The organism is Tenacibaculum sp. TB-53 (assembly GCF_059716285.2).
Genome location: NZ_CM202790.1, coordinates 1,531,341 through 1,546,396 on the forward strand (window position 1 = coordinate 1,531,341; position 15,056 = coordinate 1,546,396).

The window sequence follows — 15,056 nt, forward strand, 5'->3', positions numbered from 1 at the left end:
GATTCAGCATAACTAAATCTTAACGATTGGAATTTCTCTATTAGTAAATTTCTCCCTTCGGTCGAGATGATTCTTTTTGGTCTACAAAATTCATTTATAAACTGTAAATTTACCGTCTTGAAAATAGCTATCGTCATATTAAACTGGAACGGAAAAAAGTTGCTTGAGCAATTTTTACCTTCTGTCATAACTTTTAGTTCAGAAGAAGCTGAAGTGTATGTTGCAGACAATGCTTCTACAGATGATTCTATTGCATTTGTAAAGCAACATTTTCCTACTGTAAAAATTGTACAGAACTCAGAAAATGGTGGTTATGCAAAAGGTTATAACGATGCCTTACAGCATATTGATGCCGACGTATATTGTTTGGTAAATTCTGACATTGAAGTTACCAAGAACTGGTTAACTCCCATTATTAATACTTTTAAAAAGGAACCTAATACTGCTATTATTCAACCTAAAATTTTAGATTTTAAAGATAAATCGAAGTTTGAATATGCAGGTGCTGGTGGTGGTTTTATTGATGCTTTTGGATATCCGTATTGTCGTGGTCGTTTGTTTAGTGACTTAGAAACTGATAACGGACAATTTAACGATACTACTGAAATATTTTGGGCATCTGGAGCTTGTTTTTTTATCCGCTCTGAAGTTTTTCATCAACTCAATGGTTTTGATGAAGATTTTTTTGCTCATCAAGAAGAGATTGATTTGTGTTGGCGCGCTAAAAATAGTGGGCATACTATAAAATATGTAGGAGCATCCACTGTATATCATGTTGGTGGAGCTACATTAGACACGTTAAACCCGAAGAAAACCTTTTTAAACTTCAGGAATAGTTTACTCAACCTAGTTAAAAACTTACCCTCTGCTAAATTATTTCCAATTATTTTTTCTCGTTTGATCTTAGACGGATTAGCTAGCGTTAAATTTTTATTGGAAGGGAAACCTAACCACTTGTTTGCTATTTTAAAAGCTCATTTTAGTTTTTATATGCATCTTCCTAAATTCATAAAAAAGAGAAAAGAATCTCCCAAAAAATCAAATTACTACGAGCATACATCTGTGGTTTGGCAGTATTACGCTAAAGGAAGGAAAAAGTTTACCGAGTTACGTTAATTCTTGCTCATCTTTATAGATATAATAGAGTAAAAAGAAAACTGCAATTCCTCCAAAAGTATGCCATAACCAGTGCGTTCCCATGGGTAATACAACTACTTTATTATCTAATGTCCTAAATAGTAAAGCTATTCCAAAAACTGCTCCTCCATATACAATGTATTTTACATTTCTCCAACGGGTCTTATAAGCATACCATATTAACGGGGTTATTACAGCAAATGCTGTTACTGCATATCCAAACGATGTTCTATACCCTGAAGGTATTGGTAAAAATCGTGGAAAAATAGACACTAAAAGTATAGCTACAATTATCGCTAATCGTTCCCACCATTTCTTTTTAATTTTTCCTATGAAATAAATAATAGCTCCTAAACATACAATCATGATAGGAACCCAATCTAACAACAACCAAAATTCATGACTTCTTGTACCGTGAAACATGGTACCACCTATCCAACTGATGAATATTACTGGAATGGCAAACAAAAAAAATGGGTATTGTTTAGGGTTTTGATAAATTCTTCTTCCGAAGTAAATCAGTAGAACAATAAAAATTAAGTTGCTAAAAGTATTGAAAGGCTCAACAGGCAATCTGCCTCCTATGGTTTCTTGATATATTGGTCCGCTGTCGTTGGGGAATCTATCCAGTAAAAACATATATCCTTTTTCTATTCTGTACTAAGATAGGGATTGTGTTTTTAATTAAAAAGTGGTTTTGTAAGATTTCAACTAAACTTATTATTACAAAATATCTAAGCTTCCTTTTCCTTCACGAATTACTTCTGGTTCATCAGTTGTTAAATCAATTACAGTAGATGCATGGTTATCTCCGTATCCTCCATCAACCACAACATCAACAATGTTCTGCCATTTCTCGAAAATTAATTCAGGATCGGTTGTATATTCTAATACTTCATCTTCATCATGAATAGATGTAGATACAATCGGGTTTCCTAAAGCTGCTACAATGGCTCTTGCTATATTATTATCGGGTACACGAATACCTACTGTTTTTCGTTTTTTATAAGCTTTTGGTAGTGAATTACTACCAGGTAATACAAAAGTATATGGACCTGGTAAAGCTCTTTTTAAAATTTTATAAGTTGCAGTATCTATTTGCTTTACGTAATCAGATAAATGGCTTAAGTCGTTACAAACAAACGAGAAGTTGGCTTTTTCTGGCTTTACTTTTTTTATTCTTGCTACTTTTTCTAGTGCTTTAGTATTGGTAATATCACAACCTAAACCATAAACAGTATCGGTTGGATATATAACTAACCCTCCATTTTGTAAAACTTTTACAATTTTTTCAATCTCTTTTGGATTGGGGTTGTCATTATACAGTTTTATAAATTGTGCCATAGCTTAGTAATTATCAAAGTCAAAATCGTCTAGGCTTTCAAAGTTATTAAATTCATCATCAATTTCATCATCTATATTTTTTGAAAGATCTTCTGCCTTAAATTCTTTTTCTGGAGCTTGATCTGGGATTTCTCCTACAGATAAGATCATTTTTGTTTCAGTAACTTCTTCATTTGACTGTTCTATTACCTCTACATAAAACGTCCACATTTGTAAGAAATCGTACACATAAATCAACTTATCGTGTTGGTTTGGTAAGGCTTCATGCAAAATACATGTTGCCATTGAAATTCCTTCTCCTGCTTCTGACATATTGAATAAAGGAATTTCTTCACCTTGATTCCAATCTTCATCGGTACGGTAAAAAGATGCCATCTCTTGTCCGTTAAAACCAAACGCTTTTGCAATATCAAAGTGTAGGTTTTCTAATGAAGCTTTTTCGTTTACTAACAGGGTTCGTATTACATCTTCTTTCGTATCTAAAATTACGCGTACTTTATACATTCTATCATTTTTTGTCAGTACAAAAATACGTATTTTTGGGTGATAATTTTTAGTTACCATGAATAAGCAAGCATCTCTTACAGTCTTAAACAGTTACAACAAAAACACCTTGATGGAAACTTTAGAAATAGAGTTTGTTGATGTAGGAGATGATTTTATTACAGCAAAAATGCCTGTGACATCTAAAGTACATCAACCCTATGGAATATTACATGGTGGTGCTACAGCTGCTTTGGCAGAATCGGTTGGTAGTTGTGCTTCTGCATTTTTTTTAAGAGACTCTAATAAAATTATTAAAGGAATTGAACTGAGTATTAATCATGTAAAAAGTAAGCGAGAAGGACATGTTTTTGCTACCGCTAAAGCGATTCATAAAGGTAGAACTACACATTTATGGGAAGTGAGAATTGTTGATGAGGATGATAACTTGATTTCACTTTGTAAGATTACCAATATTGTTTTAGATAAACAATAGCATGAAGTTGCTAAAAAAAATCTTAAAAACCGTTGGAATTGCTCTCTTTGTGCTTTTCCTTGTTTTATATTATTTATTCTGGAATTTTTCTGCTCCTAAATCTGATATAAAAGTACTTGAAAAATTTTCAGGAAGCTCTGCTATTCCCGTCCTTACTTATGAAAACTTTAAAGGGTTTGAGTACAGAAAGCTTTCTATTATAAAGGATACTACTTTACCTACACTTGTTTTTGTTCACGGAACGATAGGTTCTTCTACCGATTTTGTAAAATATATGAAGGATAGCGCATTGCTTAATAAAGCTAATATGATTTCATATGACAGAATTGGTTACAATTATCAAGACAAAAATCCGGTTCAAGAAAGTATTGCTTTTGAGCGTGACATGTTAAAGAATATTTTACATGATATTACCCCCAATAAAACAATTCTTGTAGGTTATTCTTATGGAGGACCTATTGCCTTAGCTATAAAAGAAAAAGTTAGAAACGTAATTTTACTGGCTCCTGCTGTATATAGTGAAGTAGAACCCATGCCATGGTCCTTAAATTTATATAAATGGAAAGTTACTCAATGGCTTGTTCCTTCAATATGGCAAGAAGCGAGTAAAGAAAAATTATCTCATAAACAAGATTTACAACTTTTCGAAAACAATTGGAGATCTACTCCTAACAACATAGTAAGTATTCATGGAACTAATGATTGGATTGTACCTTTTGAAAACTCTTTATTTTTAAAAGAACAGTTTCCTGAAAATCAGTTTGAGTTAATTAGCGTTCCTGATGCTAGTCATGGATTTATTTGGAGTAAATTTGACACGATTAAAAAACATTTAATACAACAATTAGATTGAGTATTTTTTTAAACATAAAAGAAGCCTTCAACGAAGAATTACCTTTTGTTACTTACAGAAAACCTAACAGTTCTATAATTAAAGGATGGTTCCAACAAAACAACGACTTAATTACCTCTGAAAACTATAATGAGAGTGGATTTATTTTTGCTCCGTTTGACAGCAGAGAAAAAGCTATCTTAATTCCTAGAAACCAATCTACTTATATAGAAGAAGAAACTACTGTTGGAGATACTCAAACTAACAATAATAATCATGCTCCTGATACTGCTTCCGAAGAGAACCATATTCAACTGGTTGAAAAAGGAATAGCCGCTATTAAAAATCAGCAGTTTAAAAAAGTAGTTCTTTCCAGAAAAGAAAAAATTGAGTTATCAGATTTCAGCCTTATTGATACTTTTCAAAAACTTCTGAATAACTACCCAACAGCTTTTGTATATGTTTGGTATCATCCTAAAATTGGGTTATGGTTAGGAGCTACCCCAGAAACTTTAGTTAGTATTAAAGATAAAAATTTTACTACTATGGCTTTAGCGGGAACACAAGTTTACAATGGCACAACTAATGTTACTTGGCAGCCAAAAGAATTAGAAGAACAACAATTTGTAACTGACTACATCACTGATAGGTTATCTGATATTTCCTTAAACATTACAACATCTGGTGTTGAAACTATAAAAGCGGGTAAATTACTCCATTTAAGAACCATTCTTAATGGAAAGTTAAAAACGAATACTGCTTCTTTAATCAAAAGCTTACATCCTACCCCTGCCGTTTGTGGAATGCCTTTAGAGGCTTCAAAACAATTTATTTTAAATAATGAAAACTATCACAGAAGCTTTTATACAGGTTTTTTAGGAGAATTAAATACCGACAATAAGGAAAGTCATTTATTTGTTAATCTTCGTTGTATGGAGGTTTCTAACAATACTGTGTATATTTATGTTGGAGGTGGAATTACAAACGACAGTAATACTATAAAAGAATGGCAAGAAACAGTAGCAAAAACTACTACTATGAAAAAAGTTTTATAGGAAAAACACCTACTCTACAAAATACTTTACCCCAAAACAAACATAACCTGCTGAAATTCAGTTTTTTTTATTATATTTAGGTAAACTCAAAACTCGCTTTCCTATGAAACAAAAATTACTTAGGATTAACCAGCGTGAAGACAAACTTAATAGTAGAGTGGGTAGAACTTTAACTTATAAGCAGCTGGTTGAATTCGCATCAAAACTACCAAACAAAATAAAATCGCTTATGTAAAAAATAAAACCACCAATTGCTGTGCAACAATTGGCAGTTTTCTAAGTGTAAATTGAATTTGAATTGATTTTTTTCTGCACATTATCATCTCTAAACACAAGTAATATCACTTGTGTTTAGAGTTATGCATAACAGTTTCTTCTGTTAAATATCGTCGAAAGAAACGTCTGTAAAGCTTTCTGTAGAAGCTACTTCTGTAGTTACGTTTTCTTCTTTTTTATAGTCTTTTTGATGACGTTCACTTATAACTTCAGATCCTTTTTCGTTTACAATAAAGTCTGTTGCCTTGTTCAACATCTCTTTAAAATCACTAAAATCCTCTTTATATAAGTAAATTTTATGTTTTTGATAATGAAAAGAACCATCATCATGAGTAAACTTCTTACTCTCAGTCACTGTTAAATAATAATCATCTGCCTTTGTAGATCTAACATCAAAAAAATATGTTCTTCTTCCTGCTCTTAAAACCTGTGAAAAGATTTCCTCTTGTTCTACTCTCTCGCTCATAATTCGTTACTTAAAATAATAGTTGGTTATTTAAATTTTCTCAACAAATCTAACAAAATATTTGACTTGACAATACGAAATGCTATATTTCTTTTTCTAAAAGCTGTTGTTCGTATAAATCTTTATAATACCCTTTTTCTTTTACTAATTGATTGTGAACACCTTGCTGAATAATCTTTCCTTCATCTAATATTATTATTTTATCTGCATTTTTTGCAGATGATACCCTATGGCTTATTATTATCGTTGTTTTATCACTAGAAACTCTTTCTAAATTTGATAAAATTTTCTCTTCAGTCTCAGTATCTACAGCTGATAGACAATCGTCAAAAATTAAAATTTTAGGATCTTTTATAATGGCTCTTGCTATAGAAGTTCGTTGCTTTTGCCCTCCAGAAAGCGTAACACCACGCTCTCCTAAAATAGTTTTATAGCCTTGTTTAAAATCGATAATATTATCGTGTATAACCGCGTTTTTGGCTGCTTCTATAATTTCTTCTTCTGTAGCGTCTTCTTTTCCAAATTTTATATTGTTTTCAATGGTATCTGAAAACAAGAACGGTTCTTGCGGCACAAAACCAATTTGATTTCTTATATCATATAAATTGCAGGTTTTAATATCTTTTCCGTCCATTAATACAGTCCCTCCTGTAGTATCATACAAACGTGAAACTAAGTTGATTATAGATGACTTACCACTTCCTGTTTTTCCTAATATTGCTAGTGTTTCTCCTTTTTCTACCTTAAAACTTACATCTTTTAACGCTGTGATATTTGTGTCTTCATAGGCTAAAGAAACATGATTAAACTCAATATCTCCTTCAATGATAGTTTCTCCTTCATTTGCATTTTCAATTTCAGGAACTTGTTCTAAAAATTCATTAATTCTTTCTTGAGAAGCTTCAGCCTGCTGCACCATTGAAGTTACCCAACCAACTACAGCTACTGGCCATGTTAAAATATTTACATACATAACAAAAGCACCAATGGCTCCAACTTTAATTTCTTCATTAATATATAAAGTACCACCAACATACAAAACAATGATATTACTAATTCCTATTAATAAAATCATTAATGGAAAAAATAACGCTTGTACTTTATATAGGTTTATATTTTTATCTTTACTAGCATCTGCCAACGTATCGAAGTTATTAATCACAGCGCTTTCTATTGCATATGATTTTACTACATTAATACCAGAGAAAAACTCCTGATTAAACGTTGTTAATTTTGAAAGGTATTGCTGAACTACTGTACTTCGTTTATTAATTTGCTTGCTTAAAATAAATACTGATACTGATAAAACAGGAAAAGGTATCATTGTATACAAGGTGAGCTTTGGTGATATTGCATACATTTGAGTAAAACCGACTGCAAAAGACACTAACATATTTAATGAATACATGATGGCTGGTCCAAAATACATACGAACTTTAGAAACATCTTCACTAATACGGTTCATTAAATCACCAGTTCTATTTTGTTTGTAAAAATTAAGTGACAGTCGTTGATATTGCTGATAAATTTCATTTTTTAAATCAAACTCTATTAATCGAGACATTACAATTATAGTTTGACGCATTAAGAATGTAAAGAAACCACCTAACAGTGTTACCCCTACTATAAGCAAAATATTTGTAAAAAGTATACTTTTAACTTCTGATATTTCAGTTATTTTACCTAATTGATAATCTTCCACAACATTTAAAGAAGTTAACACATAATTAGGCACTTTTAATGTAAATATTTTAGCTAATACAGTTATAAAAACTCCTAATAATAACCTCCATTTGTATTTAACAAAGTACTTGTTTAAGTATTGTAATGCTTTCAATTCTATTTTATTATAAAAATTAAACTTTATAAAAGGGTCTTGTTAAAGATACCTTAATTGAGACCTCTTTTTTTGCTTATGTTTTAACGATTTCTTACTTTTGTCATCTAATTTTTGAGATTACCCAAATCATCTCAAATAAAAAAACAAAACAAATGACATCAGAAATCATTGATACTAAAGATCTTAAGAATGACCCAGTGTTCGGTCAGTTATCTTTTGACAATCACGAGCAAATCGTTTTTTGCAACGACGAAGATACAGGTTTAAAAGCAATTATCGGTATCCACAATACAACTTTAGGGCCTGCTTTAGGAGGTACTAGAATGTGGCAATATAGAAGTGAATGGGAAGCTTTAAACGATGTGTTACGTTTGTCTCGTGGTATGACTTACAAATCTGCTGTTACTGGATTAAACCTTGGAGGTGGTAAAGCAGTTATTATTGGTGATGCTAAAACTCAAAAAAATGACGCTTTAATGCGTAAATTTGGTGAGTTTGTTAATTCTTTAAGTGGAAAATATATTACTGCTGAAGATGTAGGAATGGAAACCCGTGACATGGATATAATCCGTGAAGTTACTCCACATGTAACAGGTGTTTCTGAAAGTATTGGAGGCTCTGGAAACCCTTCTCCTGTAACAGCTTATGGTGTTTACATGGGAATGAAAGCTGCTGCTAAATACAAGTTTGGAACTGATAACTTAGACGGTAAAAAAGTATTAGTTCAAGGTGTTGGTCATGTTGGAGAAACTTTAGTTAAACACATTACCGACGAAGGAGCTCAAGTTATTTTAAACGATATTAACGAGGCTCGTTTAGAAGAATTAAGTAAAAAATATGGTGCAAACGTAGTGTTAGGAAATGACATTTTTGGATTAGATGTTGATATTTACGCTCCATGTGCTTTAGGTGCTACTATTAATGATGAAAGTATCGCTCAATTAAAAGCTAAGGTAATTGCAGGTGCTGCTAACAACCAATTAGCAAATGAATTAAAACACGGTACAATGTTAAAAGAAAAGGGAATTGCTTATGCTCCTGATTTCTTAATTAACGCTGGTGGAATTATTAATGTATATGCTGAAGTTGTTGGTTACGATAAAGCTGAGAGCTTAAAAAGAACTGAAAACATTTACAATACTACATTAGAAATTTTTAATTTATCAGAAAAAGAGAATATCACTACACATCAAGCTGCTTTCAATATTGCACAAGCAAGAATTGATGCTCGCAAAAAAGAGCAAAATAGCTAGATAAAAAATAAAAAAGTTTTACTTTTGCAGAGCGTTAGAAATAGTTTCTATCGCTCTTTTTTTTAAAGTTCTTTAGAATGATTAACAGAAGACATATTCGTGTTAAAGTAATGCAGTCGGTTTATGCGATGCAGCAATCGCATAGCGATGATTTAGTTAAGGAAGAAAAATTCTTAAAACACAGCATTCAAAAAATGTACGATTTGTACGTTTTAAACCTTCAATTATTAGTTGAAGTACAAAAATTAGCTCGTAAGAGAATAGAGCTTTCTAAAAAGAAAATACTAGCTACAAAAGAGGAACTCAACCCAAATACAAAATTTATAGACAATAAACTTTTAAACTCACTTAATGAAAGTGTAAGTTTAGAAGGGTATGTTGAGCTTAACAAGCTTAATTATTGGGACCTTGATGATGAGTATGTAAAAATCTTATTAGATGAATTACAAAGAAGTGACCTTTACAAAAAGTACATGGACACTGTTGAAAACTCTTACAACATAGATAAAGCCTTTGTCATTGACTTTTTTAGAGATATAGTAGCCCCTAATGAAAAGTTAGCTGATTATTTTGAAGATCAAATGATTTCTTGGGTTGATGATATTCCTTTTGTAAATACTTGGATTCTTAAATCTTTAAACAAACAAAAAGCAAATAAGCCTTTCATATTAGGTAGTTTGTATAAAGACAATGATGATAAAGTTTTTGTTTCTGATTTGTTTACAAAAACAATGTTACATCAACACAAATACGAAGAGGACATTAAAGAGAAAACTCCTAACTGGGAAGCTGATAGGATTGCTGATATTGATATGATTATTATTAAAATGGCTATTACAGAATTTTTACACTTCCCTTCAATTCCAAGTAGAGTTACCATAAATGAATATATTGAGTTAGCAAAAGATTATTCAACAAACAAAAGTGGTTACTTTATTAATGGAGTTTTAGATAAATTAGCCAAAGACTATCTAAGTTCAAATAAGATGGTTAAAATAGGTAGAGGTTTATTATAATAAATTAGTATTTTTACAACAAACTAAAAATATTTTAAAATGAAGAAAATAGCAGTAATGGTAGCATTTGTTGTTTCTGCGGGAATGTTAGTTTCGTGCGGACAGGGGAATGCTTCATCAAAAGTTAAAAAAGAAAATCTTGAAAAAGCAGAAAAAAGAGATAGCTCTATAGGTTTAGGAGCTCCTGTGATTTCTTTCGATAAAGAAGAATTTGACTTTGGTACTGTTAACGAAGGTGAAGTTGTTAAAACCACTTTCGTAGTAACAAATACTGGTAAGAGTGATTTAATTATTACAAATGCGCAGGCATCTTGTGGTTGTACTGTTCCTGAATGGCCAAAAGAAGCTATTGCTCCTGGTAAAACAGGAAATATTAAAGTTAGCTTCAATACCAATGGTAGAGTTAACAAACAATCTAAATCTATTACTTTAACTACCAACACAGAAAAAGGAAGAGAAATTATTAAAATTTCTGGAATGGTAACCCCAAAAAACAATAACTCATAATGTTCGAAACTATCTTCTTACAAGCTAGCTCTCAAGAAAGCTTAATGAATATGCTTCCTTTTGTAGCAATGATTGCTGTTTTTTACTTTTTAATTATTCGTCCACAAATGAGACGTCAAAAAAAAGAAAAACTATTTCAAGCAGAAATTAAAAAAGGAGCTAAAATAGTTACCACCAGTGGAATTCATGGTAAAATTGTAGAAATTAATGATACCGATAACACCGTTACTATTGAAACAGGAGCTGGTAAAATAAAGTTTGAACGTTCAGCCATTTCTATGGAAATGAGTAAAAAACATACTTCAGAAGCTAAAAAATAAAAGAGATTTATTTTATAAAAAAAGTGGGCTTAAGAGCCCACTTTTTTCTTTTTTTAGTAGATTGCACTAATAAACAATTTCTTGAAAACAAAATTTAACATACCTAAAACATTTTTTGGCTTTTTAACCGTATCTATATTTTTCTGGTTGCTTATTAATTTATCAAAGGAGTATAATACAACTATAGTATATGATATTGAATACACACAACTTCCGCAACAAAAAACATTAATAGAAACACCAATAAAAAAAATTCCTTTAAAATTAAAAAGTAGTGGATACAATCTTTTAATTACTAGTATTAACCATACCCCCATTAAACTAGACCTAAAAAAAGCTTCAAAAAAAAGGGGTACAAATTACTATTTTTTATCGAAAAACCTTTTTAATGAAATTCAAGAACAACTAAAATCAAATATTGAATTAATTAAAATAGAAAAAGACACCATTCCTTTAAAAATTGGTTTTCTCAGCTCAAAAAAAGTTCCCTTAAAACCAAATTTAAACATTTCTTTTCAGCTAGGATATGACTTTTCTAAACCCATAACAATTGTACCTGACAGTGTTTTAATCTCTGGTGATGAAGCCTATGTTACTGAGACTAATTTTTTAAATTTAAAAAACATTACATTAGAAAACTTATCTAAAAATACTAGTATCAACTCTTCTATTATTTTACCGAAAGACTTAAAGCTTAAATTGAGTCATTCTACTGCACAAATTAACATTGCTGTTGATAAATTTACAGAAGGTGAAATTGAAGTTCCTATTTTTGTTAAAAATGCACCCAAAGGAATTAATATATTCCCCAAAAAGGTTAAGGTTATATACAAAGTGGGCTTGCAAAACTTTAATGACATTACCTCCGATTTATTTATAGTTGAATGTGATTATTTACAATCTAAAAAAAAAGAAATAAACTATCTTATTCCTAAAATAAAAGACATCCCTAAAACGGTAGATTTAGTGAGAATAGTTCCAGAAAAAGTTGATTTTTTAATATACAAATAGCATGGTAATAGGTTTAACAGGAGGAATTGGTAGTGGAAAATCTACTGTAATTAATATCTTTTCAGAATTTGAAAATATTGCTATTTATATTGCTGATGATGAAGCCAAAAAGTTAATGAACACATCAAAAAGGATAAAAGAACAATTAATCACTGAATTTGGAGAGGAAGTATATATAAACCACAAACTAAATAGGCCTTATTTAGCCTCAATAGTTTTTAATAACAAGAAAAAGTTAGCTATTCTTAATGCTATTGTACACCCTGCTGTTAACAAACATTTGCAACAGTTCTTAAAAAAAAATAGTATTAAAGATTATATATTATACGAAAATGCAATTCTTTTCGAAAACGGAAGTGACTCTTTTTGTGATAAAATAATTACAGTAACCGCTCCAGAGCATATAAGAATTGAACGCGTTATCAAAAGAGATAGGACTACAATACAAGAGGTAAAAAATAGAATTAAAAACCAATGGAGTGAAACAAAAAAAATACTACAATCTAATTATTTAATTAACAATATTTCACTATTAAAAACAAAAGATGAAGTATTAAAAATCCATAATTATTTAACAAAAAGTAGAAAATAATTTACGTTTCAATAACCTTTTATGTTAAAATTGTCTTAATTTTATAGTAAGTTTGTTAATCTAAGTTAAAAGATTATACGCCTAAAATTTATTAATTTATTTTTGAGTAATGGGCAAGAAAATTTTTATTCTCATTGTTGTTTTAATGAGTATTTCTCTAATAGGTATCATCTCCATTCAAGTATATTGGATAAATGATGCTATTAAAAATAAAAAGGAACAATTTAAAAATAATGTAAAAATTGCTTTAGCTCGTACCTCCGAAAATATTAAGGAAAGAGAGTATTTAGAATTTAAGCAAAATTATAAAGATTATTTTGAAAACAATAAACTCAGAACAGACGCAGAAATAACAACTTTTCTTTTCCAACAAGTTGATACTGTAAGTAAAAAAAAGTTTTCATTTGGTAGTACTATTTTAGAAGAAAGTATTAAAATGCCTAACGAGTTTGTTGATAATGATTCTATCATTATAAAACGTTACTCAGGAAAAGAAGATATTTATTTTTCACAAATAATAAAATCTGAAAACAAAGATTTTAAACCTTTTTTAGACGAAAATCGTTATTCTTCTTTCAGAACATATAACACATGGAATGATGAAGTTATGGAACATGCTTTTAGAAGAAGTAAAGCTGTGTTTCCTATTAATCAAAGAATAAGTAATAAGGAGCTAAGTAATACTTTAGAGGAAGAGTTTGCTAAAATGAATATTACACAAGATTTTAAATATGTTGTTTATGAAGATGGTTTAGCTACTCAATTAAAATCTGGGTATTTTAATATACAACCAGAGGATATTAATTACCCTTTACTAGAAGATGAAGACGGAAATAGCAATTATAAGCTATATGTTAAGTTTCCTAATGAAAAAAAGAACCTGTTATCAGGTATGATGAAAATATTGATACTATCTTTATTTTTTATAGGAATTATTATTGCTGCTTTTTCCACCTCATTGTATCAGTTAATTCGCCAAAAAAAGATTTCTGAAATAAAAACAGATTTCATTAACAATATGACACATGAGTTTAAAACACCTATTGCTACCATAAACTTGGCTTTAGATGCTATTAAAAACCCAAGAATTATATCAGATGAAGAAAAGGTGAAACGGTATGTTCAAATGATTCGTGATGAAAACAAACGAATGCACGGGCAGGTAGAAAATGTATTACGAATTTCAAGGTTAGAAAAAAATCAAATAGAAATTAGTAAGGATGCAGTAGACATGCACGATATAATTGAAGAAGCTGTTGAACATATACAACTATTAACTGATGATAAAAAAGGAAGTGTTACAACGCACCTCAAAGCTATTTCTTCTGAAGTACTTGGTAATCAATTTCATCTAACAAATGTAGTTGTTAACATGTTGGAAAATGCTTTAAAATATTCTGAAAGTGCACCTAAAATAGATGTATTTTCTGAAAACACAAATAAATACTTTATCTTTAAAATTAAAGACGAAGGTATAGGAATGAGCAGAAATGCTCAAAAGTATGTGTTCGATAAATTTTATAGAGAACATAAAGGGAATATACACAATGTAAAAGGTCATGGATTAGGTTTAGCTTATGTAAAAGAAATCATAGACAGTCACCAAGGCACCGTTTACGTTGAAAGTGAAAAAGGGAAAGGAAGCACATTTACAGTTAAATTACCATTAATATAAAATATTAAGAAATGGGGAGTAAAAAAATATTATTAGTAGAAGACGATCCTAATTTTGGAACAGTTCTTAAAGATTATTTAGCATTAAATGATTACAATGTTACACATGCTAAAGACGGAATAGATGGTTTAATTATGTTTAAAAATGCAGAATATGACTTATGTATTTTAGATGTAATGATGCCACGTAAAGATGGTTTTTCTTTAGCTGAAGACATTCGTTCAACTAACAAAGAAATTCCTATTATCTTCTTAACTGCAAAAACATTAAAAGAAGATGTTTTAAAAGGGTATCAAGTTGGTGCAGACGATTACTTAAATAAACCTTTTGATTCTGAAGTTTTATTACATAAAATTAAAGCAATTTTACAACGTAAAGAAACAGAAAAGACAAACGACAGTGATGAATTTGAGTTTAAAATTGGGTCTTTTGATTTTAACTCTAAACTACGTCATTTAATATATAAAGGTGGAGAACCTCAAAAGTTATCACCTAAAGAAAGTAAACTTTTACGAATGTTAGCTGTGCATAAAAATGACTTAATGCCACGTGAATTGGCGTTGACAAAGATTTGGCGAGATGACAACTATTTTACTTCTCGTAGTATGGATGTATACATTGCTAAACTTCGTAAATACCTGAAGAATGATGAAAATGTAGAAATTTTAAATATACATGGTGAAGGGTTTAGGTTAATTGATAACAAATAATGTCATTTTAAATAAGAAAAGCTTAGGTAAACCCTAAGCTTTT

Annotated in this window: 17 protein-coding genes; 12 read left to right on the forward strand and 5 right to left on the reverse strand. The window is 30.2% G+C overall.

Annotated features, from left to right (window positions below):
- Nucleotides 1-117 precede the first annotated feature (117 nt).
- Nucleotides 118-1,116: a glycosyltransferase family 2 protein gene (locus AC3VJB_RS06975; RefSeq protein WP_196781609.1), complete on the forward strand. Its 999-nt coding sequence runs from the start codon at nucleotides 118-120 to the stop codon at nucleotides 1,114-1,116.
- On the opposite strand, the gene AC3VJB_RS06980 is transcribed toward AC3VJB_RS06975, so the two are convergent.
- The 3 genes from AC3VJB_RS06980 to AC3VJB_RS06990 all read right to left on the reverse strand — a co-directional run bounded on the left by AC3VJB_RS06980 (nucleotide 1,108) and on the right by AC3VJB_RS06990 (nucleotide 2,985).
- Nucleotides 1,108-1,776 carry a ceramidase domain-containing protein gene (locus tag AC3VJB_RS06980; protein WP_167713515.1) on the reverse strand — a complete coding sequence of 223 codons (669 nt, stop codon included), beginning with the start codon at nucleotides 1,774-1,776 and terminating at the stop codon, nucleotides 1,108-1,110. The genes AC3VJB_RS06975 and AC3VJB_RS06980 overlap by 9 nt on opposite strands.
- A gap of 84 nt (nucleotides 1,777-1,860) precedes the next feature.
- Complete coding sequence (locus AC3VJB_RS06985) at nucleotides 1,861-2,481, reverse strand: L-threonylcarbamoyladenylate synthase (protein WP_073181246.1); 621 nt, start codon at nucleotides 2,479-2,481, stop codon at nucleotides 1,861-1,863.
- A 3-nt stretch (nucleotides 2,482-2,484) separates the two neighbouring features.
- Nucleotides 2,485-2,985, reverse strand: coding sequence for an IS1096 element passenger TnpR family protein (locus AC3VJB_RS06990; RefSeq protein WP_047789379.1), 501 nt, complete (start codon nucleotides 2,983-2,985; stop codon nucleotides 2,485-2,487).
- Between the two features lie 58 nt (nucleotides 2,986-3,043).
- Between AC3VJB_RS06990 and AC3VJB_RS06995 the strand changes: the two genes are divergently transcribed.
- From AC3VJB_RS06995 to AC3VJB_RS07005, 3 genes are read left to right on the forward strand one after another with little or no spacing between them, the layout of a single operon-like run.
- A complete protein-coding gene (locus AC3VJB_RS06995; RefSeq protein WP_073181248.1) occupies nucleotides 3,044-3,460 on the forward strand; it encodes a PaaI family thioesterase in 417 nt (138 codons plus the stop codon).
- 1 nt (nucleotide 3,461) lies between these two features.
- On the forward strand, nucleotides 3,462-4,313 hold the full coding sequence (locus tag AC3VJB_RS07000; RefSeq protein WP_437822746.1) for an alpha/beta fold hydrolase: 852 nt from the start codon (nucleotides 3,462-3,464) through the stop codon (nucleotides 4,311-4,313).
- Complete coding sequence (locus tag AC3VJB_RS07005) at nucleotides 4,310-5,347, forward strand: chorismate-binding protein (protein WP_159616478.1); 1,038 nt, start codon at nucleotides 4,310-4,312, stop codon at nucleotides 5,345-5,347. Before AC3VJB_RS07000 ends, AC3VJB_RS07005 begins: the two co-directional genes overlap by 4 nt.
- Before the next feature lie 379 nt (nucleotides 5,348-5,726).
- Here the strand turns inward: AC3VJB_RS07005 and AC3VJB_RS07010 are convergent, their stop codons facing one another.
- On the reverse strand, nucleotides 5,727-6,089 hold the full coding sequence (locus AC3VJB_RS07010; protein ID WP_047789260.1) for a PUR family DNA/RNA-binding protein: 363 nt from the start codon (nucleotides 6,087-6,089) through the stop codon (nucleotides 5,727-5,729).
- 82 nt (nucleotides 6,090-6,171) lie between these two features.
- Nucleotides 6,172-7,926: an ABC transporter ATP-binding protein gene (locus tag AC3VJB_RS07015; protein ID WP_047789261.1), complete on the reverse strand. Its 1,755-nt coding sequence runs from the start codon at nucleotides 7,924-7,926 to the stop codon at nucleotides 6,172-6,174.
- A gap of 155 nt (nucleotides 7,927-8,081) precedes the next feature.
- Between AC3VJB_RS07015 and AC3VJB_RS07020 the strand changes: the two genes are divergently transcribed.
- The 8 genes from AC3VJB_RS07020 (at nucleotide 8,082) to AC3VJB_RS07055 (ending at nucleotide 15,013) form a co-directional block, all read left to right on the forward strand.
- Nucleotides 8,082-9,182 (forward strand): Glu/Leu/Phe/Val family dehydrogenase, encoded by a 1,101-nt coding sequence (locus AC3VJB_RS07020; protein ID WP_047789262.1) that lies wholly within the window; start codon nucleotides 8,082-8,084, stop codon nucleotides 9,180-9,182.
- 77 nt (nucleotides 9,183-9,259) lie between these two features.
- On the forward strand, nucleotides 9,260-10,198 hold the full coding sequence (gene nusB / locus AC3VJB_RS07025) for a transcription antitermination factor NusB (RefSeq protein WP_159492470.1): 939 nt from the start codon (nucleotides 9,260-9,262) through the stop codon (nucleotides 10,196-10,198).
- Between the two features lie 39 nt (nucleotides 10,199-10,237).
- Complete coding sequence (locus AC3VJB_RS07030) at nucleotides 10,238-10,705, forward strand: DUF1573 domain-containing protein (RefSeq protein ID WP_047789264.1); 468 nt, start codon at nucleotides 10,238-10,240, stop codon at nucleotides 10,703-10,705.
- A complete protein-coding gene (gene yajC, locus AC3VJB_RS07035; protein ID WP_047789265.1) occupies nucleotides 10,705-11,025 on the forward strand; it encodes a preprotein translocase subunit YajC in 321 nt (106 codons plus the stop codon). Before AC3VJB_RS07030 ends, yajC begins: the two co-directional genes overlap by 1 nt.
- 81 nt (nucleotides 11,026-11,106) lie before the next feature.
- Nucleotides 11,107-12,036 (forward strand): YbbR-like domain-containing protein, encoded by a 930-nt coding sequence (locus AC3VJB_RS07040; protein ID WP_047789266.1) that lies wholly within the window; start codon nucleotides 11,107-11,109, stop codon nucleotides 12,034-12,036.
- A gap of 1 nt (nucleotide 12,037) precedes the next feature.
- Nucleotides 12,038-12,628 carry a dephospho-CoA kinase gene (coaE, locus tag AC3VJB_RS07045; RefSeq protein ID WP_159616474.1) on the forward strand — a complete coding sequence of 197 codons (591 nt, stop codon included), beginning with the start codon at nucleotides 12,038-12,040 and terminating at the stop codon, nucleotides 12,626-12,628.
- A 109-nt stretch (nucleotides 12,629-12,737) separates the two neighbouring features.
- A complete protein-coding gene (locus AC3VJB_RS07050; protein WP_047789268.1) occupies nucleotides 12,738-14,303 on the forward strand; it encodes a sensor histidine kinase in 1,566 nt (521 codons plus the stop codon).
- A gap of 11 nt (nucleotides 14,304-14,314) precedes the next feature.
- Nucleotides 14,315-15,013, forward strand: a complete 699-nt coding sequence (locus AC3VJB_RS07055; protein ID WP_047789269.1) for a response regulator transcription factor — start codon at nucleotides 14,315-14,317, stop codon at nucleotides 15,011-15,013.
- Nucleotides 15,014-15,056 lie beyond the last annotated feature (43 nt).